This is a genomic window from Rubritalea marina DSM 17716 (assembly GCF_000378105.1).
In the GTDB taxonomy this organism is placed as follows: domain Bacteria; phylum Verrucomicrobiota; class Verrucomicrobiia; order Verrucomicrobiales; family Akkermansiaceae; genus Rubritalea; species Rubritalea marina.
Genome location: NZ_KB899258.1, coordinates 1 through 25,112, shown reverse-complemented (window position 1 = coordinate 25,112; position 25,112 = coordinate 1). Strand labels below are relative to the sequence as shown.

General features: G+C 47.4%; 22 protein-coding genes and 1 rRNA gene. 5 read left to right on the top strand and 18 right to left on the bottom strand.

Features of this window, described 5'->3' with window-relative positions; genetic code table 11:
• Positions 1–17: 17 nt before the first annotated feature.
• Both F454_RS0110035 and F454_RS0110030 read left to right on the top strand, forming a co-directional pair.
• The gene (locus F454_RS0110035) at positions 18–845 is read left to right on the top strand and encodes an ABC transporter permease (RefSeq protein ID WP_018970528.1); all 828 of its coding nucleotides are present in this window, start codon (positions 18–20) and stop codon (positions 843–845) included.
• 1 nt (position 846) lies between these two features.
• The gene (locus tag F454_RS0110030) at positions 847–1,485 is read left to right on the top strand and encodes an ATP-binding cassette domain-containing protein (protein WP_018970527.1); all 639 of its coding nucleotides are present in this window, start codon (positions 847–849) and stop codon (positions 1,483–1,485) included.
• Here F454_RS0110030 and F454_RS0110025 read toward each other — a convergent pair.
• On the bottom strand, positions 1,468–1,872 hold the full coding sequence (locus F454_RS0110025) for a DoxX family membrane protein (RefSeq protein ID WP_018970526.1): 405 nt from the start codon (positions 1,870–1,872) through the stop codon (positions 1,468–1,470). The genes F454_RS0110030 and F454_RS0110025 overlap by 18 nt on opposite strands.
• A 235-nt stretch (positions 1,873–2,107) precedes the next feature.
• Here F454_RS0110025 and F454_RS0110020 point away from each other — a divergent pair, with 235 nt between their 5' ends.
• On the top strand, positions 2,108–3,484 hold the full coding sequence (locus F454_RS0110020) for an O-antigen ligase family protein (protein WP_018970525.1): 1,377 nt from the start codon (positions 2,108–2,110) through the stop codon (positions 3,482–3,484).
• A 73-nt stretch (positions 3,485–3,557) separates the two neighbouring features.
• Here F454_RS0110020 and F454_RS0110015 read toward each other — a convergent pair whose 3' ends face one another.
• From F454_RS0110015 to F454_RS0109945, 15 genes are all read right to left on the bottom strand, one after another.
• A complete protein-coding gene (locus tag F454_RS0110015; protein ID WP_018970524.1) occupies positions 3,558–4,685 on the bottom strand; it encodes a polysaccharide biosynthesis/export family protein in 1,128 nt (375 codons plus the stop codon).
• 4 nt (positions 4,686–4,689) lie between these two features.
• A complete protein-coding gene (locus F454_RS0110010; protein ID WP_018970523.1) occupies positions 4,690–5,772 on the bottom strand; it encodes a polysaccharide biosynthesis/export family protein in 1,083 nt (360 codons plus the stop codon).
• A complete protein-coding gene (locus tag F454_RS0110005; RefSeq protein WP_018970522.1) occupies positions 5,769–7,685 on the bottom strand; it encodes a GumC family protein in 1,917 nt (638 codons plus the stop codon). The genes F454_RS0110010 and F454_RS0110005 overlap by 4 nt, the downstream gene beginning before the upstream one ends.
• A gap of 159 nt (positions 7,686–7,844) precedes the next feature.
• A complete protein-coding gene (locus F454_RS0110000; RefSeq protein WP_338049217.1) occupies positions 7,845–8,717 on the bottom strand; it encodes a glycosyltransferase in 873 nt (290 codons plus the stop codon).
• A 260-nt stretch (positions 8,718–8,977) separates the two neighbouring features.
• Positions 8,978–10,204: a glycosyltransferase family 4 protein gene (locus F454_RS0109995; protein WP_018970520.1), complete on the bottom strand. Its 1,227-nt coding sequence runs from the start codon at positions 10,202–10,204 to the stop codon at positions 8,978–8,980.
• Complete coding sequence (locus F454_RS14865; protein ID WP_018970519.1) at positions 10,201–11,085, bottom strand: glycosyltransferase family 2 protein; 885 nt, start codon at positions 11,083–11,085, stop codon at positions 10,201–10,203. Before F454_RS14865 ends, F454_RS0109995 begins: the two co-directional genes overlap by 4 nt.
• A gap of 1 nt (position 11,086) precedes the next feature.
• Positions 11,087–12,289, bottom strand: a complete 1,203-nt coding sequence (locus tag F454_RS15830) for a glycosyltransferase family 4 protein (RefSeq protein ID WP_018970518.1) — start codon at positions 12,287–12,289, stop codon at positions 11,087–11,089.
• Positions 12,286–12,810: a serine O-acetyltransferase gene (locus F454_RS0109980; protein WP_018970517.1), complete on the bottom strand. Its 525-nt coding sequence runs from the start codon at positions 12,808–12,810 to the stop codon at positions 12,286–12,288. The genes F454_RS15830 and F454_RS0109980 overlap by 4 nt, the downstream gene beginning before the upstream one ends.
• 5 nt (positions 12,811–12,815) lie before the next feature.
• Positions 12,816–13,952 carry a hypothetical protein gene (locus F454_RS0109975; protein ID WP_018970516.1) on the bottom strand — a complete coding sequence of 379 codons (1,137 nt, stop codon included), beginning with the start codon at positions 13,950–13,952 and terminating at the stop codon, positions 12,816–12,818.
• Between the two features lies 1 nt (position 13,953).
• Complete coding sequence (locus F454_RS0109970) at positions 13,954–15,216, bottom strand: glycosyltransferase family 4 protein (protein WP_018970515.1); 1,263 nt, start codon at positions 15,214–15,216, stop codon at positions 13,954–13,956.
• Complete coding sequence (locus tag F454_RS14860; protein WP_051083297.1) at positions 15,213–16,373, bottom strand: alkaline phosphatase family protein; 1,161 nt, start codon at positions 16,371–16,373, stop codon at positions 15,213–15,215. The genes F454_RS0109970 and F454_RS14860 overlap by 4 nt, the downstream gene beginning before the upstream one ends.
• Positions 16,370–16,741 carry a response regulator gene (locus tag F454_RS0109960; protein ID WP_018970513.1) on the bottom strand — a complete coding sequence of 124 codons (372 nt, stop codon included), beginning with the start codon at positions 16,739–16,741 and terminating at the stop codon, positions 16,370–16,372. Before F454_RS0109960 ends, F454_RS14860 begins: the two co-directional genes overlap by 4 nt.
• Before the next feature lie 62 nt (positions 16,742–16,803).
• On the bottom strand, positions 16,804–18,471 hold the full coding sequence (locus F454_RS0109955; protein WP_018970512.1) for a SpoIIE family protein phosphatase: 1,668 nt from the start codon (positions 18,469–18,471) through the stop codon (positions 16,804–16,806).
• Positions 18,472–18,489: 18 nt separating this feature from the next.
• Positions 18,490–20,025 carry an STAS domain-containing protein gene (locus tag F454_RS15825; protein WP_018970511.1) on the bottom strand — a complete coding sequence of 512 codons (1,536 nt, stop codon included), beginning with the start codon at positions 20,023–20,025 and terminating at the stop codon, positions 18,490–18,492.
• A complete protein-coding gene (locus F454_RS0109945; protein WP_026292836.1) occupies positions 20,022–20,780 on the bottom strand; it encodes a sugar transferase in 759 nt (252 codons plus the stop codon). The genes F454_RS15825 and F454_RS0109945 overlap by 4 nt, the downstream gene beginning before the upstream one ends.
• A 311-nt stretch (positions 20,781–21,091) precedes the next feature.
• On the opposite strand from F454_RS0109945, the gene F454_RS15820 reads away from it, so the two are divergent.
• Entirely contained in the window at positions 21,092–22,096 is a 1,005-nt protein-coding gene (locus tag F454_RS15820) for a WecB/TagA/CpsF family glycosyltransferase (protein WP_169334363.1), read from the top strand.
• A complete protein-coding gene (locus F454_RS14850) occupies positions 22,093–23,238 on the top strand; it encodes a glycosyltransferase family 4 protein (protein WP_018970508.1) in 1,146 nt (381 codons plus the stop codon). The genes F454_RS15820 and F454_RS14850 overlap by 4 nt, the downstream gene beginning before the upstream one ends.
• A 6-nt stretch (positions 23,239–23,244) precedes the next feature.
• Here the strand turns inward: F454_RS14850 and F454_RS0109930 are convergent, their stop codons facing one another.
• Together F454_RS0109930 and rrf are read right to left on the bottom strand one after the other, a co-directional pair.
• Entirely contained in the window at positions 23,245–24,744 is a 1,500-nt protein-coding gene (locus F454_RS0109930; RefSeq protein ID WP_083912957.1) for a lipopolysaccharide biosynthesis protein, read from the bottom strand.
• Positions 24,745–24,865: 121 nt separating this feature from the next.
• Positions 24,866–24,981, bottom strand: a 5S ribosomal RNA gene (rrf, locus tag F454_RS0109925).
• Positions 24,982–25,112 lie beyond the last annotated feature (131 nt).

Genomic DNA, 25,112 nt, shown 5'->3' with positions numbered 1-25,112 from the left:
AAGCCCAAGCATCGGCCATGGCCAAACGCTCCGGACAATGGCGGCTTCCCATTCATGATCGACTTTTCCATTCGACGATCATTGGGTTCACCTGTGCCTACGTCGGGTTTATCGTGTTATTAGTTATTGCTAGTACCCTTCATGTGACATGGGAGGATCTTCTTTCTGCGATCCAAAGCGCAGAAATCCAAAGCTCGCTCAGGCTTACCTTCCTAACCTGCAGTTTTTCATCAGCTCTTGCCCTCATTGTAGCCATCCCCACAGCCTACCTTCTCTCTCGTTACCGCTTCCGAGGTCGCTCCCTACTCAATACCATCATCGACATCCCGATCATGCTGCCCCCACTGGTAGTCGGCCTGAGTCTCCTGATCCTTTTCAACACCTTTCCTAGCCCTGAGACCTCGATCGAGAACTGGCTCAACCAACATGGCCTCCAAGTCACGTTCGACGTGGCCGCAATCATCTTGGCTCAGTTCACCATTTCAGCAGCCTTTGCTATCCGAAATCTCAAAAGCACCTTTGACCTGATACCAAATCGCTTTGAACAGATCGCCCTGACTCTGGGTTGCAGCCAAAGCCAAGCCTTCTGGCGCGTCGCGCTGCCATTAGCTCAGCGTGGCATTCTTGCGGCAGGGATCGTCGCTTGGGCAAGAGCCCTCGGTGAGTTTGGGCCCATTTTGATTTTTGCAGGTGCCACCCGAGGTAAAACCGAAGTACTCTCAAGCTCTGTGTACTTGGAGCTCAACACAGGGAACCTCGCAGCATCCGCGGCGATTTCACTCTTGTTAATCACCCTGGCTGTTGCCTCAATTCTCACCATTCGAACCCTCGGGGAAAGAAACTAAGATGCTCGCAATTGACCAGCTCACGATTCATTCAGGAGAATTCTCATTGGAGGCAATTTCTCTCCAGCTAGAAAAAGGCAGGACACTCTCGGTGATGGGGCCCAGTGGATCAGGTAAAACAACCTTGATGGAAGCACTTGCTGGACTCCGCCCGATTGATGAAGGGTCGATTCATCTCGCGGGCCGAGAAATCACCCACTTACCACCTCGCACGCGCGGTATCGCCATCGTGCCTCAAGACAATGCCCTCTTCCCCCACCTAAATGTGCTGGAAAATATTAGCTTCGGCATCTGTAAACGCCAACACAAGCGCGATGAGATCCTGGACATTGTTGAGCAACTCGCCCAACAACTCAATATCGAAAAGCTTTTGAAAAGAAACATTCAAAAGCTCTCTGGTGGCGAGGCTAAACGCGTTGCAATTGGCCGCGCTCTAGCAGCTAAGCCCATGCTCCTTTGCCTAGATGAAGCCTTTTCGGGCTTAGACTCTGAAAACTACGAAGAGTCCTTGAATCTCGTGCAGAATGTCATTGCGACGAACGCGCTGACTACGATCCATGTCACCCACTCCCTGAAGGAAGCTCAGCGCCTGGGTGACATGATATTCAAGCTCACCACGCGGTCACTTGAGAAAGCGTAGCACCGAATCACGTGTTGCCCACATGCAATAGAGGCTTCCTAACAAAGCTAGAAGAGCAACACCAAAGAGAGCCCCACCGTCTTCTTTAAACACGATGCCAATCACCAATACGTGTGTCATGATCGCGCCCATCATCGTTCCTGCGGTTAATAAAGCTCCAACAAATACCGTCCTCGGAATAAGGAGCATCACTCCAGCAATCAATTCAATGGCACCTGTCCCCACACGTAAAAGCCCCTCTTTGCTAGCATCGCCAAAGGCAAAGTTCGAAACTTCGGAGAACAGGTCCACAGAGTCAGGGTGACCAGTAAATTTAAAACGCAAAGTCTGTAGAATAATCACAGCGACAATAACGCGGACGGCTAATAGGGATTTGGGTAATTTCATAGAGATATCAGTAGGAATTCCTAAACGTTCGTTTATTCCCAGATCATCTGAACTTCTCTCATCCCTCCCGTTCAATTGCAGCTCAAACAGAAGCCATGCTATTAAATTGAAAGAGGCTGGATTCGCCTATTCATTTCACAATCAGCAACTTTCGATCTAGTGAAGGCCTCAATACTTCTGGATTTATCTTTCTAGTGCGAGCTCCACAACGTAGTCTAACGAAAAGGTTGGTTAAATGGAAATTGTCGTACTGATAATCAAGGTCGCTATTATTCTCACAGTGTACTTCGTTGGTGGTCCTGTCTTAGGATTCTTAATGAAAGGCAATGACCTGTTACGCCGCCTATTCTTGGGCTTCACTGCATGGTGGTTGGTTCGCCCTCCATCAGATTTCACGCTCATGCTCTACTCGATTGAAACCTATCGAGGACACGCAAAAGGGTTCGAATTCAATTTTATCGAAGGGATTGCGATCGGTTTTGCTCTAGCGGCCATTCTAGAGAAACGTCACGATTTCAAGCTTTTCCCACCAGGGCTCATCCTTTGGCTCAGCTGGATCATGGTTTCGTTATTTTCCGTGGTGAACGCCATTGAACCACTCTACGTTTTCATGCCTGCCTTCAAGTTTCTGAAGATGAGCTTTGTCATCGTTGGAGTGTTTGCAGCTATCCGAGGGGAAAAAGACATTCTCGCCATCATGCGAGGATTTGCCATTGCGTTAATCGTTCAAGTCATCATCTGCTTGTGGGGACGTTATATCCAAGGCGGCTTTCGCGTTACAGGCTGGTTCGAACACCAAAACCCCATGTCCATGTGGTGCTACATGGTCGGTATGCCCATCTTTGGGCTCGCTCTCGCGAAAGAAACGAGCAAGAAAGACATGTGGCTTTACTTCATCGCTTTTGGAGCTGCAGGCCTCACGGTGGTACTGACTGTTTCCAGAGCCTCACTCGCTGCTTTTGGAGCTGGAGCTGCAATCATGTTGATGGGTTCCTTCCTGAACGGCTTCACCTTCCGCCGCATAGCCATTGGCGTTGCTGGGGGGCTCGGTGGGGTCTTTGTCATCGCGATGGCAGCAGACACATTCATGGCGAGAATGGGCGAAGACGACACCCCTGAAAACGATCTTCGCTTCGCACTCAACAACCAATCTAAAGCCATGCTCGCGGATCACCCTGTAGCTGGGATTGGCTGGAATAATTATGGACTCGCCAATAGCAGGCCGCGGGGAAACAAATACTCTGCGGTCCTTGAAAAATGGGAAGAAAATCGTGGACGAAGAATCCGACCCGAGCAATTCATGGCAAACCCGCTCACTGAAAGCTTGTACTGGCTACTGCTCGCGGAAAATGGCTATATAGGATTCTTCTTCTTTTTGCTCTTTGTGATTCAGACGTCTTGGTTCGGCATCCGCAATACCTTCTATTTTTGGAAAACTCCTCTAGGTCTCTTGTTCTACGGAATCGCTGTTTCACTTCTGATCACGTACTTCCATGGCCAAGTCGAGCGCGTTCTTACACAGACCAAAAACCTGACGACCTGGATTATTTTATGCACCATTGTTTCCAAAGCCGAATGGTGGAGACGCCAAGATAAAAAGCGCCTCAAATAACAAAACCTCTCCAGCCATACCTAGCGATGGCCACTAGGAGACGATCTCAAGGTCGCGCGCCAAACACCTCAGGCTACTCGTCATCGCTACTTCTAGAGTTATTCGAGTTACTGCTAGAGGTACTGGGTGACCCGAGAGGGAGCGCCACGCCCACTTGGCCAACACCACCCGCTAGACGATCCCCCTCATTCGCTGCAATCGTTCTAGCAGCGTCTTGGAAGATAATTTGTACCACGGCTTCCACATAGCGGTATGGCCTCTTTGGAATCCATACAATATCGCCCGGCTGCAGCAAGACATCCGTATCCTCACCCACTAGTATATCTTTCAGGTTCACTATCGCAGCCTGTGGATCATTGAGCGTCCCTCGCACCACCACAACTTCCTTGAGGTAGGCCTCCTTGGAGGGGCCTCGACATTGTGCAAGGCTGTCAATCAAGGTCAGTTTCTCATTGTAAGGGATCGCCTGAGGTCGCCCAACCGCACCAAGAACCAACACTGTGGATGAGGTCGTCGAGGGGATGTAAATATAATCGTTATGCTGAAGATAGATGTTCTGCTTAGAATCCCCCTCTTTAATCAGCGATTTGAAATCGACAGGTAGAATCTCTCCATTGCGAATAATCACACTGTTGGACAAGTCTGCGAGTTCTTCAGTAAAACCGGAAAACGCAGAAGTGAATAAGCCTCCAGCAAGGGAAACCCCCTCTAATAGAGTAGTGGGTTGGCGTAGTGGGTACAGGCCAGGTTTGAAAACACGGCCAAGAATCCAGAAACGTCTAGAACGCACCTCCACCAGAGACACATTCACCAGTGGGTTAGTATAGTCTCTGCGGAGCGCATCAGTTAACCTCGACGCAAATTGGTCTTGAGTTAAACCCTCCGCACGAACTCCCCCCGCTAAATTATAATAGACCTTTCCATCAGGCATCACAAAAGTGCGAGCCAGAGTTCCGGGAACCTCAGACACCTCAATCTCCACAATATCTCCAGGTCCCAAGACATAGGGGTCACTGGGCGGCTTTAGCAAGCTTTGGCTAGGCTTGCGATTGACTTTCACATTCTTGAAATTGAGGTTGCGCACCGTCTGATCCACACGCCGCGCATCAAAGTCTTGATCGGGGATGCGCTCAGTGCACGAGCTGAGCAACACCGTGGCTGCAATCAACAGTTTAAGAAAATGGATGGAGCACCTGAACATCAGATTATTCAGAAGTTTGTGTCGTGTTGTTGTTAATCCAAGTTGAAGCCAGTGAGGTGGCAAAGGCGGAAACGGCAAGCTTCATCACGTCCTCAGCAATAATCCAAGGACGCTCGGCTACAAAAACAATATCGTCAGGCAACAATTTAAAATCTCGTTCGTCAGCCGCGAGGATATTTTTTAGACTGATCACATGGGTCTCTGGGTTGCTAAAGCTTCCCCTAACGATGAGCACCTTGTCCGTGTAGGCTCGATCAGTCACTCCTCCACGTCGCGACAAAGCAGAAATCAATGTTGCATCCGGCGTGTACCCCTGTACTCCAGGGTTATTCACAGCACCCAAAACATAATAGTCATTCGCAACTGCAGAAGCGATATAGATGAAATCATTAGGTTCCAAACCCACATTCTGCGAAAGATCACCTTCATTGAAGAGCTTCCTGAAGTCCACGGGCAGATGAACGTCCCCCCTCGCAATGAAGGATCGGTCCATGTCCGCAATTTCGACGGTTTTTCGCTCAAACAATCCTGTCTCTAGTCCACCCGCTTGGGCAACCGCTTCCACCAAGGTCATCGGACTATCTAAGGTGTAAACTCCCTTCTTGAGCACCTTCCCCAAAATACTAAAACGCTTCGAACCGATCTCCTCGGGGGTGATAATCACGCGAGGCGACTTGAAGTGGCTTTTTAAGCCCTCTTCAATTTTCATCCTAGCCTCGTCAATGGTCAGTCCATTCACCATAATGTTCTGCGCCTGAAGATAACTGATCCTCCCGTCTGGCGAGATCCGAAAACCTTCTCGGTCCAACTCAGGTCGACCAAAAAGAGAGAAATTGATCACATCACCAGGCCCCAATTCATAACGATCTCGCCATGATTCCTCTTGAGGGTTCTGAGCTTCTGCCTCACGCACTAGATCCCTAGGCGGAGTTAGATCTACAGCTGGCACCTCACTCTCTTGAAGATCACTCTCAGCCACCGAGACCTCAGGGTTCGATGATTCCACACTGCCTGCTGGCGCAGGCTCTGACCATGCATTGCCAGTCGCCATAACCATGATGAATAGTATGATAAATCTCATTTTCATGAAAGTTGCTTAGTGATTAGCATGGAAAGCTGATCAGCGTGCACACGAAACTTACCTATCGCAGGAGTATACGTTGTTAAGGTGCCGTAACACGGAGGTAAATATATTTCAAATAGCTCACGAGTTTTCCTAAAGGCTTTGATAGAAGCTTTCTCAGTTTTAATCAATGCATAGCAGTCTTCAACGCTTTTCAACAGTTCCCGCTGATCACGATGAGGTAAGGTATGTGCCCGCCATATCCTAGATTCCGTGTCTTTCGTTACCCAGTCCGCCAGTGAATTTTTCTTTTGATCACCATCCAGCGAGCATTCGGGGGTCAAATCATACACCTTAAGCCGCTTCCCAGTGTCTTCTTCTGACGACTTTGACAAGCCAGCCCAAAACACTTCTTCGTCCTCAGGAGTCAGCGCAGCCGTCCAAAATAAAACTGGTGGATGCCCGAAGGGTTTGGTTGCCATTCGCTTAATCCAGAAATCTTCATACATAGGAGCTTCGGAATCACCCTCAGGAAAATCCGCCACAAAACGAGCTCCCGTGGTAGCACAACATTCCAATACAGAACGTCGTGAAGTCCGTTGAGTCATCAACATCGTAATCACCATGGCTATGCCAGCCCCCATGAAGAGCCCCGCCACACCAAGCAACAAAGGCTTGGTAGTCAAGGAAGAGGGCATCACTTTTCGGATATCTGGTTCCTCAAAGATCTGAAAGTAACCGGGAGAGCTCGAAGCAAAGATCTCGGTTTCCTTGAGGCGTTTGCTGAGAAGGGATGCCTCAGAGAGTAGCGACTCTTTCTTAGACACCAGCGCATTGTGCTGCGCGATGATACCAGGAAATTTATTCAACCTCTCTTGCTCTATCTTACGCTGAGCCCTGAGAGAAATGATTCGATTTTCCGCGTCCGTTAGATTGTTGTGCGTCCCAATAATATTCAAATAAAGTGTGTTCCCGAGGTCTGTACCTGTGAATTGCTCCAGAGCACTATCATCGACATTGGCAAGATCATTAATCTGATTCTCAAAATAGGAAATACTCTCTAACTTACTCATCACTAGAGGATTTAGATCCGTGTATGTTGAACGAAGGTTCGCCAATTCCTGCTCAGCTTCACGTAAGCGAATCTCCAAGGGACTGTGATGCTGAATTTTTTTGCGGTAGGCCGCGATTTGCTCCAACAAAGATGTTTTCTGGGCTTCAGCATCTTGAAGGTTCAAATCAATTTGTGAAATTTTTCCCAAAATCGCAGCTACTTGAGAATCACCTCCAATGAAATTATTTTTCTTAGCGAAGTCGATAATGCGCTGGTCTAGTTGATCGATACGGAACTCTAACTGTCGGACCTCTTTTTCTAAAATATCTCGAATGATTCGAGCCTCAGACTGCTGCAGTCTTTGAGTGTACTCGAGGATTTCTTCTGACCACACGCCAATAAACTTTACCGCATCCTCTCCGCTGAATGGCGAATGGTAGGTGATGTAATAGATATCAGTATTCTCTAACTGACTGGCTTCTACCTTGCTCGTGATGTCCACGCCAGTCAGCCCGTTCTCTATCCTCTTAGTTGCCCAGTCTAATGGCTCTGTGGCCAACAAGGTTGATAGCAGTGTCGCGTCATTGAAGTCTGCAGGGCGAAATGGCTGACCGATCTCTGAAGTTTGTACTGTTTGAGGTACCTTCCGCTTAATCAATGCAGTCGAAAGACTGAAGGTTTGCTTGTTCAGCTTTGACCCCACTAAGGCCCCGATAGCTCCAAAAATTAAGCCTCCCAGTACCAGCCAGTACCACCGCGTCAAAATACCTCCCAATATTCTAACCGGATCAACCGCGATGGGGATCGGAAAGCTGTATGAGCTTTTTTTCTCTTTCGTCACATCTGATTCTTGCGGATCAGTCTGGGAGTTAAACTGCGACATAATTTAAAAGAATAATAGGCACGGCAAATTTTTTGAAAAGTGTAGAATTTAATTTCTCTAAACTATAATAGCTTCAAGACTATCTGCACCAAACCATCTAACCACAAAAAACTGTGGATAACTAACAAATTTTTAAAGAATGAAGCGAGAAATCACCTATCATTTTTTAAATTCAGATAGAATAGCTTCAGTGAACGACCTCCCAAATTGCTCTAGAGACATTTCTTTACGGACACGCTGCACCAAGTATTCTTCAGGTTTGGGGCAGCCTACTTGAATCCATGCTCGTAGAGCTTCTGAAAGAGCGAATGTGTCATCAGCTCTGAACCTGCGCGACTCTGGCAGAATATCTCGCATTCCGTCACGGTCACTGCCAAACACCGTAGTCTCTGACGATAAGGACTCAAGCATCACCAGAGGAAGCCCCTCATAACGCGAAGGGATGACCAATGCATCTAAGGCTTTGTAAAGCGGAGCTGTATCACACCACTCGAAGATCGTATGTGAAACACCCTTCTCGTTAAGTAAATTTGCTAGATTTTCAGAATCTGGTCCTTCACCAGCAAATACAAGATGACATTTATCCTTAAGCTCAGGGTCTGCACTGACAGCATCCACCAACAAATGCTGTTGTTTTTGTCTAAATTCAATTCTCCCGACAAGCCCAAGAAGTATCTTGTCTAAAGGGAGTTTGAGATCCCTTCTAGCACCCTCCTTATCGCCACCTTCGAAACGATCTATGTCGATTCCATTGTACACGATTTGCACAGGTGCAACCGCTCCTCGTTCTCTGAGTAAACGCTCCATCTCTTCAGAAATCGTCACATAGACATCTGGCCATTTGAAGATAGGTGAACTAAAGACATCTCTGCACGCTCCAAGCTTCGCCCCCATGACATGGTTGGAGTGAGGCACAGGGATATAGCTCAAGCACTTGATCTTTGCTATTCTGCAAGCCTTCAAAGACAGTGATGAATGCTCAATATTCCCCTGCACAGCAACCACCAAACTAGCCGTATCCTCACGAAACATTTCGAGGAGGCCTCTCGCTCGCGATGGTTTCAGAAGATTGCGCAGTGACTCAAACTTCGATGAATTCCAGGGCACATGACGCACTACCAGATGAGGATGCTTCTGCCCCAACATACTGAGCCGATCACATAAAGTCGTATTCGCCGCAGTGGCGTAAAAAATGACAGGAGCAGAGTACGTCTCTAGTAGAGCACTCAATCCCGCCAGGCACATCACCTCATGCCCACCAAATATAGGGCTATCGTCATAAAATATCAGACTCATGAATCCCCCAAGGATGCTTTCAAATATTGCTCAATTTGATCCGTGATCACCTCAATGTCAAATTCTCGCTCAGCTTGATTCAGTCCAGTTTGAGCGACCTGAGCTCGTAGCTCTGGATCATCTCGATACTCCATGATTTTCTTCGCATAGGTTTGCGGGTTCGCAGCCTCTGCCACCAAACTATTCACTCGATCATTGGCCAACTCTCTCTGACCACCATCCAAGGAACTAACGACAGGCAGCCCTGAAGACATCGCCTCCAGAGGGGTCAAGGCAAACGGCTCCCCCCAGTTCGAAGTAAACAACAGACAGTCATACTTAGCATACAAGGACTTCATCTCAGATTGAGATACAGCACCTATCTGAACTCTAGCTGATAGATTCAAACTCTCAATCTCGCTCTCTAACTGAGAAACATAATCAGGATCACCATTACCAAAGAGATCCAAGGTTAAACTTTGATCCTCACATGCCGCGAGGGCGCGCACCGCAGTGAGTGGGTCTTTGTCTTCAGCCAATCGTCCCACCCAGAGTAGCTTCGAGAAACTTGAATAGTCGGACTTCACCGTAAATTCCTGCGTTTCAATACCGCAATGGATAACGTCACCATGATTCACGGACCATCCTTTTTCCATCGTTAGAGTTTTGAGGAAACCACTACAAAAATAGATTCTAGGATACTTCAGTGTGTCCCATGAATCCGTAGGTACCTCCTTGGAAATTTTTGCTCGCACACCCAACACCTTGAGTATCGATCGCATAATAGCATTGCTTGTGCCTTTCGATTCATTCCACCACCTAAGCCACACATCTGCACGCATACTACGCGCGATCCAATGGTCTGAAATATCATAGACTAGCGGGATATCCATCGCTTCTAAACGCAGCAAAAGCGACTTTGAAATCCCTCCCATGTTCCACACGTGAATCAGGTCAGGCTGGAATGAATCAATTTCTTCGACCAATGCTCGATGATTCTTTTTCTCCAAGTCATAGAGCTGTGGCATGGATAGCCAGGGGTGGCCATACATCCCATGGATGTGAAGCTGCCTCGCGACATGGCTATCATCCACCTGTGCCCGCCCGTCTACCTGGTGATTGGAAGTGAGTACTCTGATGTTGTGCCCCCTGTCCATCAATCGATTGCAAACATCGGCGCACCGGAGTTCGTACCCCCCAATTTCGTGAGGTGGGTATAAATTTGAAATGACCAGAATCTTCATATCTCTCTTTGGTAATGTTTCCAGCCTGCATGGTGGCCAGCTCGGCGCCCCAGGCGTTGGGCTAAACGAACCATTGCTGCGTAAAAAATGCCCATTAGACGTCCATGTTTGAGACACCACTGGAGATCCCTCATCGCGTCTTTTACCCATCCCAAAAGCACGTAATAGTGAAGATTCACGTTTTTGGGATGCACTTCACTCGTGGCGGCCATCGCTTTGGCATCGCCAAATGAGCGCTTGTAGCTCTCACGCAAGCTATAGTTGTGAGAGTGAATCGCTACCGAAGCGATTGCATAATGGACTTGGTAACCTTCCCTGATGAGGCGTCTCGTCCATTCATCATCCTCTGCATACTGTAAGTCTTCACGGATTGGTACAGCCTCCAACACACTGCGATGAGTCGCACAACTCACCATGCTAAAGAAATGATCCCAATTCACCGACTCTCTCTCCGGCCCAAAACAGCGGTCATAATCATGAGCGTACACAGCTTTACAATCAGATCTAGGGACTTGTCTTGAGAACGCCACTCCATGTTTCGGATCTACTAGACAGGGTCCCAAGAGCTCTTTGAGCCAAGAACTATCCTGAGGCTGAGCGTCCGCATTTAAATACACAATCCAGTCATGACTCGCTTCGCGCGCTCCCATATTCAAGACTGGTCCGGGAACGTATGTTCCTAACGGGATTTGAATAAGCTTGGCGCGACCATCCCGTTGGATGATTTGAATCGAGTCATCACTAGATCCTGAGTCTATAATGATCAATTCAATATCGCCCTCGAAGTCCTGCTGGAACACTCCATCAATACTACCTTGGATCGCCCAGCCTTCATTAAAGCTGCGCATGATGATAGAGACTGCTTGGGGATTTGAATGCATCTTAAATTAATGTTTCGTAATGTGTTGCTAGGCGATCACCGATGGCCGGCCATCCAAATCTCTCATTCGCCACCTTCAAGCCCTCTAACTCAAGGGTGTTCCTCAATGCCCCATCTTCCAGGGCCTTGACTGTTTCGTCGACAAATGCTGTGGCGTCGTCCGCAAGTAGGATTTGCCTACCATGCTCTAGGTCTAGACCTTGGGCCCCAATACTCGTGGACACCACTGGGGTCCCAATGGCCAAAGATTCCACAATTTTCAAGCGAGTCCCCCCTCCTATTCTGAGCGGAACGATCTGCAGCCAAGCACGACGATAGTACGGTCTCACATCTGGCACCCCACCAGTTACTGTGACCCCCTTTAAACTACCATATGCTTGAATCTCTGGGATAGGACTGCGACCTACGATCAGAATGTTCAACGAGGGGACTCTCTTGATAAGTTGGGCATACACATCTTCAAAAAACCACTTTAACGCATCCACGTTTGGACTGTAGTCCATAGCGCCACAAAACATGATGCTTGGGTCTTCACCTCTTTGGTCATCGACCGTATCGGGATGGAAATACTCTAAATCCACTCCATTGGCCACAACCAGCACCGGAGCATTTCGGTCGACACGATTATGGATGAACGTTTTATCGTCAGGCCCACACACGATCTCCTGGAGTGTGGCTTTAGCGAGTTTACGCTCATAGAACCATAGCTTGGCGTAACTCTCATAGCGCAACAATTTCTGTCGAGTACTGAACTCGATATTCTGATGCTCCATGAGCTGAAACTGTAAATCCACTCTACTACGATCCACAACGAAGGGCACCTTGTCTCGGTGTTTATAGATGTAGGGCATCAACACTAAGTCACATAAGTGGACCATGTCATAGCTGCCGCTCTCTACTTTTTCGTCTATGAACTCAGCAATCTCATCTTGCTGCCAATGTTGGACATTACTTGGCAATGGGTTGAGCAAACGATTCGGAAATAACTTTTGCCACTCGGGATGCTGAAATGGAAGAAATTCAACACTACTGCAGAATTCTTCAAAAACTGATTTCTTAGCATCTTCACTCTGGTCAGGTTCTGAAAATGCGACGAAATCCACATCGTGCCGAGTCGCGATCCTTTTCAACAAATGGAAGGTGCGTTGGAAAGTCCCACGATCAAGTGGCCATGGCACATAAGGGTAAATGACTAAAATCTTCATACTGGCTCAGGCTTTTTTATGTTGATTACTTTCGCTGGTATCCCAACGGCTGTGCCGTACTCTGGCACGTCTTTAGTCACCACTGCCGACACACCAATAATGGAATGGGCGCCCAGCGTTACCATGCCGACGGCCTTCGCTCCATCCCCCATGAAAACCCCCTCTTCTAAAGTAGGGCCTTTGGGATTCCCATGCGACAAGACGAGCTTTACGTCTGCGTATAGATCACAGTTAGGACCAATCGTGACATTCGGCGCGATGATGATGCCCGTCGGGTGGGGCAACCGTAAGCCTGGGCCAATGGTTGCATGTTTACTAATCTCGATACTGAAGAACCAAAAGAGTAACTTGGCCACGGGAAAGGTAGGCAAACGCTTCTCCGCACACCACTGTTGAAGCCTGATAAGAAACAAGGCATGAATACTATTGAGAATCAGGCAAAGCGCCAAAAGCTTCAATGAACTGCATGGCTCGTAATCTCGTAAATTACGCTTAATGTCGGCTTTTAGGTCAGTGAGCATGGGTCTTAGTTATATCGTTCCCAGAGTTCTTTATACGCCTTGAGGGCTTCGTCAGTAGAGCCAATCTCAGTGCAGAATTGTCCAGACAACCAATTCAAGTCAGCAGCGTTTGGTTGCCACAGCAGCACGGCCAGCACATTGAGTAGGATTTCGCGAGGATAACGAAACATCCTTTCACCTATGCAGGCCTTGGGGCCGAATGAGCGAAGCCGCAGCAAGATATTCTTGAGCGCAAATGTTTCCGGGCACTTGTCCCCTCCCAACGCATAGCTTTTAGCATCTAGAATTTGATAGCTCAGCCGCAAGCTCTCGATATGGCGCCATACTTGCCAAGCCAATTGACTCACTTCTTCATGGCGAGCTACCAGCTCCTCAGCTGAAACACTAGTGAGTTTGGGATGCAGCTTAAAATCTACAGCCACCAAATGATGGCTCAGGATCTCCTGCATCGGTAGGTCCTCGGCAGCAAGGGCTTTGAGATTTTCATGACGCTGAACACAACTCCAATGGTATTGTCCGTGAGCACACAACAAAGCATCCCCTATCGCTAACTCCGCTTTGGCAATGTTGCGCGTGATAAAATCAGTATCTTCCTTGCTGAGTTCGCTTTGTTGGAGCAGTTCTTTGGCGAACAACAACCCGCTGAAACGGTTCATCATTAAGCGTGTCGCTTCATGCATTGGAATTTTACTAGCATCTTGATGGTGAGAAAACTCCACACCCGCCAGTACATCCTTGGCACCTACCGTCACTTCATGTCCGCAAAGCAGGTCGTAGTAGAACATGTTTACCTCGCTGGAAGCCAAAGACTGTAACGATGAAATTTTAAATTCTACCTCAATTCCCACCTCCTCGCTCATCTCATGCTCGAGGCGATGGATCGCATCATGATATTTTCTCTCGTTGAGACGCGGGGAACCTTTGATGTAGAGAAAAAACTCCAGATCATTGTAGGGTAAATCCTGGTCACCATCCTTGAAGCCCCCCCCCTCACCACGACCATATCCTCCAGCCAAGATCAATGCCTCAAGCTGTGAATCAGGAACGATCGCCTTCACCTTCTCACCTATCCTTTCACAGGACAATGCGAGCATGTTCTCTAAAGCTTCAGATCCATCACGGGTATAGCGTTGATTCGACATATTATTTGTGGGGTGTTCGGTGGTGTTCTTCGGCGAGCTGGTAGATCTCTTCGAGGCGAGCATTGATTACAGACCAATCGTAATTCGACTGCGCATTGCGCTTACCTGCCTCACCAATTCCATTGGCCAATGATCGATTCGCGTGAAGCCTTGAAATTTGAGCTGCTAGTTCCTGCTCCGGCTGCTCCGAGGCTAGGTCAAAGAGCAAGCCATCTTCCTCGTCGGTGATGAGAGTCTTTAAACCTCCCACCCGACTGGCAACCACTGGGCAACCCGCGCACCAAGCCTCCAAAACGACGATCCCAAACGGTTCATGACGCGACGCCAAGGCAAACACATCTGCTGCGTGGTAGGCGTTTACTAACAATGGATCATCGTTCTCCAAGGAGAGGAAATGAACACTCTCACTGAGCTCATGCTCTTCAATATAGCTCTGCAATGTTGCCAAACAATCTGGCTGAGTCACAGGGCCAACCAGAACAAGCTTCGCGTCTGAATGTTCTTGATGAATGAGCCTGAACGCTTTGAGCAGACACAGTTGATTCTTTTGAGTGTCAATTCTGCCAATACTTAAAACTAGAAAATCAGATTCTGCGATCCCCAGTCGCTCCCGCAACTGATCTTTATCCCCCATAGAGAAACGTTTAAAATCTACTCCGTTAGGCAAGTACGAGATTCGGTCATGAGGAAGTTCTTTGCGCGCTGTGTCAGCCTCGTTTTGACCAACGCAAATGACATGATTCGCTTCAGTCAAAACCTGTCGCGAACCTAACAACGCACCAAAAGGTTTTCCCCATTCAAACTTTCCTTTGATCGGGTCAATCAAAGTTTGCAGTTCATCACTCGGCACATCGAATGTCCCTCCGTGAAGCGACACCACATAAGGTTTTTTCTTAATCCTAGCCGCTGTACGTACCGTCCCCCCAAGACGCTTCAATGCATGAGCATGAAATATCCTTGTATTCTCAACTTGGCAGAGGCCCCGTAATAATGGCAGAGAAAGCAAATTACCACCTTTCTTATCCAGAGCCATCTTCTGTTTCTGACTAAGCCCAAAGAATGGATAAATGTGAGAAAACCGTGAGACCGGGATCCCTTGAATCAATTCCTTTGATTGATCTGCAAGTGCCATGGAAGTGATAATTTGAGGATCGTAGCCACTTGCTTTCTGCTGCTTCGAGGTCTCTAAGATCACCGTCTCGGTACCTCCCCATTCATGGGAGACAAAGCGTCTAGGTACATGGATAATGCGATCGGGCTTCATTTATTTTTTGCATGTTCGCTCACAGCGTTCTCCATCAACTTGCAAATATGAGGAATGTGGGTGACCTCGTCGGGCACTTGGTCCGTATTGCTAAATAGCGTGGCATAACTCTGTGGGTCCGTTGGGTGATAGCCGTGCATCGCGCGTATTGGCCTCTCTCCCATATGACTTGGAACAATCAGCGTCCCTTCTTCTGCCAGCCAGATTAACTCCCCAAATTCACCACCATCGAAGTATGCCCTGTACTGCTGTAACTCTTCCTTAGGCATTGTTCTCCCCTCAGGAACCGAATCGAGCAACGCTTCAATCTTCTCTCGAGCGCCCGGCTTCAAAAACCAAAAGCGCGCCATGGTGCTGTCGTACACGACCGCGTAGTCGACACCAAATTTTAAGCCGAGCTCATCGACCTTAGCTCGCAAATCGAGCAGCACATCACAGTTGGCCATACCATGGTCACTAAAGACATGAAGATCCACGTGCTTGTAGTGCTTCTTCGCCAGGTCCATGACTTCTCCGATCCACTTCTCATAATGGTCTAACTTCAGAGGAATCTCAGGCGAATCATTCCCAACCATGTGCAATAGACCGTCCAAACCAGCCCAATACTGAAAGGCAAAGTCGATGCGTTCGCTCTCAATGTCTGCCTTCAATGCACGCAAGTGCTCCTCTTCCGGCTGCAGAGTATCAGTCACATAGTATGGCACATTGGCAGCTTCTAAAGTGTCGAAGATATTCGTGCCGCGATTCATCCCCTCTGGCTTCAATGGGCTTTTCTTCTCCGTAAAGTCGAACAAATGGATGTATTTAAATGGGATATTGTAGAGATCAAAATACCCCCTGAACCCTAAACTCCGCTTCACAAACTTCGTGAGCACCCGTCGCGCAATGCGTCGACTCGTAATGAACGTAGGCAACCAACGCAGCATCCGTAACGGGCGGAATGGGGAATTTTTAGGGTCATAGACGAAATAACACCAGTTGTAGTGCTCGTCTGGCCAATGCCCTGATAGAATCGATGGCACACAGGTGGAGCTGTATCCAAAGACACTCTCGAGCTTGCGTCTATGAGGGGCTAGTTCAGATAAAAACGGGCGATCTCTGACAATTTCCCATCCACAGGCATCGATCATAATGAATAATGAGAGGCGGTCTTTCATGAGGCTTTGGTGGTAATTTCGTTAATGGTTGAGAGAAGCGCCGTCGGGCTGAAAGGCTTCGTCAAGAAAGCAGCTGCTCCACTTTCCAATGCTTCCTTTTTCGTCAAGGCGTGGCTCGTTGCTGTTAAAATAATCACTGGAACCCCTGCAGTCGCTGGGTCGGCCTTCAGGACATCTAAGACTTCGAGCCCGTTCATCCCGGGCATGTTCACATCCAGAATGGCCACGTCAGGTTGCTCTTTTCTAACTTCTGATAGAGCTTTTTCGCCATCCACTGCGAATTTCGCGGAGTGCCCGCCTCTCTTCAAGATGAGTTCGACTAACCTAACAAAGTGAGGTGAGTCTTCTGCGATTAGGATTTTTGCCATTGTAATAGTAGGGGAGGTTAGGGGTTGGGAGGTTAGGGAGTAGGGAGTAAGGAGTAAGAACTTTAAGTTGTCATGATAACATATGTTTGGTCATCTGCGCGATTCTTTGATTCGTCTTGATTCTGTCCGAGTCGGGATTGGATCGTCGCCTTCAATTCTTCGAGCCCCTGACACTCTGGGGCTATAGAGTGGAACCATTCAGTTACCGCATCCTCGCTTTCGAAGCTCGAAGGCCCATTTCTAGAATCGGTAAAGCCATCAGTGTAGGCAAGAAGCTTACTATTTTCAGTCAGCTGTATCACATGTTCGAGATAGTCAGGTTCATCCTCAATCCCGAGTGGTGGGTTGCTCGGAGTAGCTTCACTGACCTCATCGGTCACCACCACCACCGGGCAATGCCCAGCATTGGCAATTCTCACCTTATGATGATTCATATCAATCACCCCCACTGCAATAGTCACAAACATCTCTAAGCGATCGAGATCTTCATACATCAGGCGCGCAACCTTTCCTAAAAGTTGGGCTGGTTGGAGAAAGTCATCGGATACTGAGCGTATCACCGAGCGCGTCACAGCAGCAATCAAACTTGCAGCAACACCTTTGCCCATAACATCTGCGATTACAAAGAAGTAACCCACCCCAGGCAAAGCAATGATGTCATAGAAGTCTCCGCCAACGGACAAGGCACTCTGACACTCACCGTCGATCTTTGCGCCCATGACAGGTTGGGGCTTCGTCGGCATCAGGGAGTTTTGAATATTCGCAGCTAGCTGGACTTCGTGTCGGGCCACACTGGATTGAATCGCCTCTTCCTCGTGCTTACGGCTCAAAATATGTTGGATAAAGAACTCTGCGAAGGTGTGGATCATATTAACCTCACCCGCATTAAGAGCTCCACAGCCTGCAGTCCGTGCGAGCATGATCGAACCAATAAGCTCTCCATCAGAGTAAAACGGATGCACCATCCCCACCATCTCTTCACTAGCATCAAACTCAGGAATAGCTTCTTCAATCCATTGATCTGCACGATCTTGTATCGCTTTACCTTCGATACCTACGCAAGGAATATCGTCTATGCCATAGTGAGCTAATGTCTCCATGGTGCCATCGCTGTGACAGATACGTAAAAAACCAATCGAGGTCGCAGTACTCTTACTCAAGTGCTCCAATAAGCTCGAAGCAAATGTCTGAAGCGACTCCGTTTCGCGCGCTTCCACAATAAAATGAAAAATCGAAGCCAGACTCTCATAGCAAAATGAGAGCTCTTCTGTCATGGCGATCAAGGTCGATTCTAAGTCTTCTTCAGGAGCTGCTTCAAATTGATAGTTTCGCTCTAACTCGAGAATATTATACTTGTCACTCTTACAATACGTCCTGGAGTCAGTGAGTTCCTGAATCAAAAATAAGCCTCTACCACTCTCATCATCTTCAGGGGGAAGAGAAACATCACCGGGCCAGTCAAAGCCAGGAGAGTCATCTTTTATCCTGATGATCGTCTTAGATGGCGTTAGCGTGGTGAGTATATCCACACTGCCACCGACAGAATGAATAGCCACATTGTTGCCTGCCTCGCTTACTGCCAACTCCCAAGCACATGCCTCTGCCTCATCTGCGCCCGCCTCAATCAGAAAATTGCGAATACCTAACGAGGCTTCACGGATCGACTCTAAAGTGGCCGTGCCTGTCCAATGCCAGGATTGGGCTTGGTGCTGTGTACTTGGGAGGTTCATGAAGGAGGTTTGTCTATGCTAGGATACGATCTCTAAAATACGATGAAGGTGGGTGAGTTCAATAATCTGGACGATGGAGTTACTGGGAGAAAGGATGCGCAGCTTCCCGCCGCGTTCCTTGGTTAATTTCTGTAAGGAAATCAATGCCCCTAGACCGCTTGAGTCGATAAAGTTCAACGCACTCGCATCGAGATCGATATTCTTAATATCTGGGGTGATACGATTTTTGGTTTCCTTTTTGAAGGCTCCTGCTGAGCTTGCTGTCAGCTCATCCAGCTGAGAAATCAGCAATGTATCGTTAGTTTGTTCAATATTCATGATGTTATTTCGTAATGTTAGCATACGTTTGATGCCTGACATAAGAATTCTTTTCTTCCACTTACGCGATGGCTTCGCTGCAAACAGAGCAGCATGCGCCCTAGCTTGATCTCCCCATGGGCTTCTACAGCCTTCAGCTTCTGGAGCAGTAAACAACGCTGGAGGCGCCTCAAACCAGAGACGGTCAAATTCAGACGTAAATGAACCTGACTCTTCTGGGCTCAATGGAGGATTACCAATCCATGCAAAGTGCCCCGATACAATACGCAACATACGCGGCCAGTACTGCCACCCAGAGGATAAAGCCGGGAACTCTAAGTAGTGAACCCCTGCTGTGTGTGATGGCCTGTTGGGGTTCAACACCGCATGATGAACTTCATAGAATGGAAGGTCTCGAAACATGGACGCTAAATACGCAACCACGGCCACCGGCCATGTCACTACAATCACACCAAGAGCGACAAATCGAGCTAACAAAGTAGAACGATACACCGTTTCAGCCTTCAGGGTAGATAGTAGAAAATTGTCTACTACCTTCACGAAAGAATTATTTTGATAGTTGAGAATACCCGATCCAGAAGCGATCGAATTCTCCAAATTCGTCATTTTCCCCAAATAGGTATCAGAACAAACAATCGAGTTCTTGATAGATGCGTGGTCATCAATGATCACATTGTTTTCAATGAATGAGTTGGGCAAGACTTTGGCTTGAGACCCAATTTGAGAATAATGGCCAATCCAACATGGGCCTTCGATCACAGCATCCTTTGCTATATTCACCTGCCTTCCAACCCAAACACCTGGCTTGAGCTCTCGAACGTTGAGCTGATGCTTTAACAGACGTGTGAATAACTCTACGTGCGATTGATACCAAGTCTCCGCATTCTCAAATACATTGATCGATGCACTAAGTGGAAAGGCATCAGGTGGTAAAATTTTATCATATTCACCCAGTTCCACACTCGATTGAATCTCCTCCAGCGTGGGCTCAGACGGCACACTGCGCACTTCAACTTCAACCCCCCATGTAGACCCCAAGCCCACAAAATTTCGAATTTCATTGGGATTCGAAGCCACTAATAGAACAATGCGCTTAAAATCACCTTCGGCTATGGCGTGAATGGCATGCTCAATATACGTCTTTCCCAGGAAACCAAATAAGACAATAGGGTACCCATCATTAAGCTCGGAGAGGCCAGGACGACTATCAGGACAAATGAGGTAACACGTCTTCATACGCCTCCTTTCCCTAATAGAACAGCTGGCACTGTCTTGACTAAGATCAGTAGATCCCGGATGAGACTTTGACTTTCAATGTACTTCACATCCAATCCTACCTGCTCATCAAACTCGATCTGGTTACGATCTCCGACCTCAAAAAGTTTTCCTTCTCGCTCCCCAATTTGCCACAAGCAAGTCATCCCCGGTGTGGCTAACAAGCGCCTTCTATCCTCTAATGAATACTTCTCAACCTCTTTGGGGAGTGGTGGCCTAGGCCCGACCAAGGACATTTCCCCCTTCCAAACATTGATCAATTGGGGGATTTCATCAATCGATGTCTTGCGGATAAAGCGCCCAATAGATGTCACCCGGGGGTCATTTTCCATTTTAAAAGTAATACCGTCCTTCTTTTCATTTTGAGCCATAAGATCGGCGAGTCGAGCCTCGGCATCCACACACATACTTCTAAACTTCAGCATGCCGAATTCTCTACCACGATACCCCACTCGAGATTGCTTGAAGAACACGGGTCCTCCGTCTTTACGAATGATGAGGGCTATTAGAATCAGGATAGGCGACAAAATCAGAATCAACACACCCGAACTAATTAAATCGATTAGACGCTTGATGCTCTTCGCCGTCTGAATTGTCACTTTCCAGAGTAGACCCTTTATCTTCACATAGCGTGATAGCCACCACCTTCTTAGGGGGTTGCTAGAATATACAAGCTGTCTAGACAGCCGTAATGCCAACTCTTCTTCGCTCATCATAATTTAACGACTAATACCAACAATACTGTTAGTTCCATCAGAAGAGCAACAAATAAATGACTAAGTCTGTAATTTAATAATTTTACAGATCATATTGTAACTACGGGCATTCTGTGTTATTCGGTTAGAAAATTAACTCCAATATTTTGGCTGAAAAAAAATTACTCCCACCCGAAGTCTCGGCATCAGAACGCACATGGAATCATGAGCTTGCCCCCCCTCTCTTAATGATGGGCGTCCCCATTGATCAGGTCACATGTGAACAAACGATATCGATTGTAGACCAGATGGTTCAGAGCAAGAGATCCCATATGATAGCTACTGCTAATTTGGACTTCTTAGCCCTAGTTCAAGAGGATGATCAGCTCCAACAAGCTCTCATCGAGTCAGATCTCGTGCTAGCAGACGGGATGCCACTCATCTGGATGTCAAAACTCCTCGGAGACCCATTACCTGAGCGAGTCGCGGGGAGCGACATGGTCCCTAGAATGCTAGGCCTAGCAGAGGCAAAGGGCTACAGAATCTTCTTCCTTGGAGGCAAAGAAGAAGTCATCCATGCAGCTGAACAAAACATTCGTAAAAAATGGCCAGAACTACAAATCGCCGGCATGTATTCCCCCCCATTCGCTCCATTAGAGCAAATGGACCACGCCAGTATTTGTCAGAGAATTAAAGAAAGCCAAACTGATCTGCTTTTTGTCTCCTTCGGTTGTCCTAAGCAGGAAAAATGGATGGCTATGAATTTCAGAGAATTAGGAGTCCCCGTTTCTATCGGAGTCGGTGCAACAATCGACTTTCTTGCGGGCACTGTGAAACGTGCACCAGTCTGGATGCGCAAGACTGGCCTAGAGTGGGTATACAGAACTTGCCAAGAACCCAAGCGACTCGCGAAGCGCTACTGGAAAGATATATGCGTCGTACTTCCAGGGTTATTTAAGCAATATAAGAATTATAAGGAACCTTCACCTAACAGCATAAATCAACCTTCTACGACATCAAAAATAGATGTCACCTCGACTCATCAAGTGATCACATTACCATCGCGTATGGATGCTCTGGCCGCCAGAGATGAGAGCCTATGGACACAGTCTAGCTCGAAGCATGTGATCATTGATGCTCAGTCTACGGAGTTCATCGATAGTACAGGCACTGGTAAAATCATTCGATTTGCCAGAGGTGCTCAAGAATTGGGCGGCACCTGCTTTCTCGTTGGAGCTCAACAGAGTGTCCTCAAGTCTTTAGAGATGATGCGCCTTAGAAGTAAGTTTGTAGAAGCCAACTCGCTACAAGAAGCGCTAAACCAAATTAATTCATGAAAGTAGGACTCAGTGCGACGGTCATTCAAGGGGGGCGTTCAGGCGTCGGCCAATACATTTTTGCTATTGTTAGGGAGCTTATTCACCTACCCAATATTAATTTGCATATCTTCGCCCTAGAGCATGAGACACATTTGTTTGATTTCGCGAAAGGCCATTGCAAAATCATTCCTGTGGCAGCATGGGCAAGTTCACCCATAAAGAATATCTGGTGGCACCACCGTGTAGCTCCCCAAATTGCCGCAGAGCTCCAGCTCGATGTATTTCATGTTCCCAGCTATCGCCGATTAATGTCTTCCAATCAATTTGCGACAGTCGGCACCATCCACGATCTTGCCCCGTTTCACGTGAAGGGAAAGTATGACATCGCTAGAATGTTCTACGGTAAGGTCGTTGTGAAGCACTTAGCTTCCAGACAAACTCAAATCGTTGCAGTTAGCCACGACACAGCCAAAGACATCGAACATTTTTTCAACATTCCAAAAGAAGAGGTCACAGTCATTCACAATGGCATTGATCACGACCGATTTCATCCGAGTGATCAACAAACCGCACGAACTTGGGTACGGCAGACTCACGGCATTGATACTCCATTTTTCGTCTACATCTCAAGGTTGGAGCATCCAGCAAAGAACCATGTTCGATTGATCGAAGCATTCACTCAGTTTAAAAAGGAGACGAGGTCAGAATGGAAGCTCGTCATCGGTGGAGGAGACTGGCACGGCAGTGAAGAGATCTATAAGGCAGCTCAATCCAGTGCATATGAAGATCAAATACATTTCCTAGGTTTCATACCTGACGAGGATCTAGCTACTATTTACCAAGCTGCTTCATGCCTAGTATACCCAAGCTTATTTGAAGGGTTTGGATTGCCACCGATCGAAGCCATGGCATGCGGACTTCCTGTCATTAGCAGTCACCGAGGAGCCCTCAAAGAAGTTGTGGCAGACTCAGGTCTCATCATTGACCCGGAAAGTGTGGAAGAGATTAAACAGGCCCTCATTTCAGTAGAAGGTAACCCAGACATAGTGTCTGAACTCATCACGAAAGCGAAAACTAACGCTGATCGCTTTCACTGGAAAAAAGCAGCACTTGAGCTGGTAAATATCTACGAAAGAGCCCAGGCGATATTTCACAAGTAACGTCGATCACTTACCTTTGACTAACTGAAGAATCTCCCGACGGCTTAAGAAAAGAAACGGGAGCATACAAGCAAGACCGCGCCATCCTAGGCCAACAAGTCCACAATCAATACTAGCAGGGAATGCAATCTGGATCCCACCAAGCACCACTACAAATGCCACCATTGGCATCACAAAACCTTTGATGTGTGTTCCTATGAGCTCTCGAAGCGGAATATTTAATTTACGCATCGTGACCGGAATAACCCACAGCCATCCTACCAATACAGTAGGTATGAAAGTACCCAGAGCAACACCTAGCACACCAATTTGAAGCGCTAGGAAGATCGATAATGATAAATTTAGGGCTGCGTCGATTAAGGATATTTTCAATAATTTCTTTTGCTCATCGCACATCATTAAAATTCTCTTAGATGCACCATTAGTGATCTGAGAACTGTACGTTGCAAATAACAAGGCCTGTCCAACCCAAAATGTCTCTTTAGGTACGGGGTCAGATCCTGTAAGCAAATTAATCAACGGTTCGAGGTACGCTGCAGCTAACAGATAACATGGAGTCAGCATCAAGAAAGTGATACGCGAGCTATCTAAAAATAGCTGCCTCAAACCAGAATGGTCTCCCAGCGCGTGCATCGAGGCAGCTGCTGGAGAGAGGATCTGGTGAACCTGTGAGCCGAACAAACCTAGCATTTCACTAGCCTTAAATCCTGTTTGGTAGATAGCTACTATTGCCACCCCCAAGGTCATCGAGATAACAAGTTGATCACTCTTCCCCATGATCATATTTCCAAAGGTGATCAAGTACGCAGCCACGGAAAACCCTAATTGAGATTTTACAGCCGACCAATTAAACCACCGAGGAGACAAGGATAGCTCTGGCAGCTTGCGCATTGAAACCACTGCAGCAACGACACTCGGCAAAGCCGTAGTCAACACACTAACAAACATCAAATGTGCCATTTCCCAGCCAGCTTCTAATCCCCAGTATAAACAGGCAAAGTTTAACAGAATCGATACCGTTTGAATCCAATTCACAATATCTATCCGCTTCAAACCACGTAGGATTTCAGGGAAAAGTCCTAATGGAAACATCAAAGCTAAACCACCGAAGAACACCAGATAGGTCGCTTTGAATGAATCAAAGTCAGTAGAACTCACTTTGATCGATGATAAAAACTGCCCCTGTATCACAAAAAACACACTAAAGAGTCCGACAGCTAAACCTATGAACGTCCAAAAAATGGTCGCTAGTAGCTTATTTAATTCCCCGGTCTCACCTGTAGCCGTTTTAGAAGCCACTGCTTTTTGTGCGGTAAATCCAAAACCAAAATCCAACAAAACTCCATAACCAAACAATGACCAGAGCATCATCCAAAAACCAAACTCAGCTTCGGAAAAATGAGTGAACATCAATCGAAACATCACCAACCCGGTGATCATACGACTCAATAAGGCAACGTACCCACTGAGGGTTGTTGATAAAAAACGCTCACGTCTTAAAGACATAGCTAACAATATACGTCCTCTGATCTATCAAGGAAAGAAGTAAAAGCTAAGGATTTGTTAGATTTCTAAACCTCAGACACAAAAAAGCCCGATCTCAGCGTTAGCTAAGACCGGGCATATAACCTGGCGACGACCTACTCTCACAGGGCCTATCGCCCAACTACCATCGGCGCTAAAGTGTTTCACTTCCGGGTTCGGAACGGGACCGGGTGGTTCCACTTTGCTATGGTCACCAGAGACCGCACTTCGTGCGGAGTGATCAGTGTGAAGTAAGAAGTGTGAAGTTCTTAGTCACATCACTTTTTGATGGCTCAAAAAGCGGTCTCTATTGGCCTTAGCTTTCGCTTTGGTTTAAGTAAGTTTTCGAT

Bases quoted from the DNA above. Each gene is read 5' to 3' on its own strand.
- F454_RS0110035 (WP_018970528.1), top strand. From the start codon at position 18: ATGGCCAAACGCTCCGGACAATGGCGGCTTCCCATTCATGATCGACTT.
- F454_RS0110030 (WP_018970527.1), top strand. From the start codon at position 847: ATGCTCGCAATTGACCAGCTCACGATTCATTCAGGAGAATTCTCATTG.
- F454_RS0110025 (WP_018970526.1), bottom strand. From the start codon at position 1,872: ATGAAATTACCCAAATCCCTATTAGCCGTCCGCGTTATTGTCGCTGTG.
- F454_RS0110020 (WP_018970525.1), top strand. From the start codon at position 2,108: ATGGAAATTGTCGTACTGATAATCAAGGTCGCTATTATTCTCACAGTG.
- F454_RS0110015 (WP_018970524.1), bottom strand. From the start codon at position 4,685: ATGTTCAGGTGCTCCATCCATTTTCTTAAACTGTTGATTGCAGCCACG.
- F454_RS0110010 (WP_018970523.1), bottom strand. From the start codon at position 5,772: ATGAAAATGAGATTTATCATACTATTCATCATGGTTATGGCGACTGGC.
- F454_RS0110005 (WP_018970522.1), bottom strand. From the start codon at position 7,685: ATGTCGCAGTTTAACTCCCAGACTGATCCGCAAGAATCAGATGTGACG.
- F454_RS0110000 (WP_338049217.1), bottom strand. From the start codon at position 8,717: ATGTTTCGTGAGGATACGGCTAGTTTGGTGGTTGCTGTGCAGGGGAAT.
- F454_RS0109995 (WP_018970520.1), bottom strand. From the start codon at position 10,204: ATGAAGATTCTGGTCATTTCAAATTTATACCCACCTCACGAAATTGGG.
- F454_RS14865 (WP_018970519.1), bottom strand. From the start codon at position 11,085: ATGCATTCAAATCCCCAAGCAGTCTCTATCATCATGCGCAGCTTTAAT.
- F454_RS15830 (WP_018970518.1), bottom strand. From the start codon at position 12,289: ATGAAGATTTTAGTCATTTACCCTTATGTGCCATGGCCACTTGATCGT.
- F454_RS0109980 (WP_018970517.1), bottom strand. From the start codon at position 12,810: ATGCTCACTGACCTAAAAGCCGACATTAAGCGTAATTTACGAGATTAC.
- F454_RS0109975 (WP_018970516.1), bottom strand. From the start codon at position 13,952: ATGTCGAATCAACGCTATACCCGTGATGGATCTGAAGCTTTAGAGAAC.
- F454_RS0109970 (WP_018970515.1), bottom strand. From the start codon at position 15,216: ATGAAGCCCGATCGCATTATCCATGTACCTAGACGCTTTGTCTCCCAT.
- F454_RS14860 (WP_051083297.1), bottom strand. From the start codon at position 16,373: ATGAAAGACCGCCTCTCATTATTCATTATGATCGATGCCTGTGGATGG.
- F454_RS0109960 (WP_018970513.1), bottom strand. From the start codon at position 16,741: ATGGCAAAAATCCTAATCGCAGAAGACTCACCTCACTTTGTTAGGTTA.
- F454_RS0109955 (WP_018970512.1), bottom strand. From the start codon at position 18,471: ATGAACCTCCCAAGTACACAGCACCAAGCCCAATCCTGGCATTGGACA.
- F454_RS15825 (WP_018970511.1), bottom strand. From the start codon at position 20,025: ATGAAGACGTGTTACCTCATTTGTCCTGATAGTCGTCCTGGCCTCTCC.
- F454_RS0109945 (WP_026292836.1), bottom strand. From the start codon at position 20,780: ATGATGAGCGAAGAAGAGTTGGCATTACGGCTGTCTAGACAGCTTGTA.
- F454_RS15820 (WP_169334363.1), top strand. From the start codon at position 21,092: ATGATAGCTACTGCTAATTTGGACTTCTTAGCCCTAGTTCAAGAGGAT.
- F454_RS14850 (WP_018970508.1), top strand. From the start codon at position 22,093: ATGAAAGTAGGACTCAGTGCGACGGTCATTCAAGGGGGGCGTTCAGGC.
- F454_RS0109930 (WP_083912957.1), bottom strand. From the start codon at position 24,744: ATGTCTTTAAGACGTGAGCGTTTTTTATCAACAACCCTCAGTGGGTAC.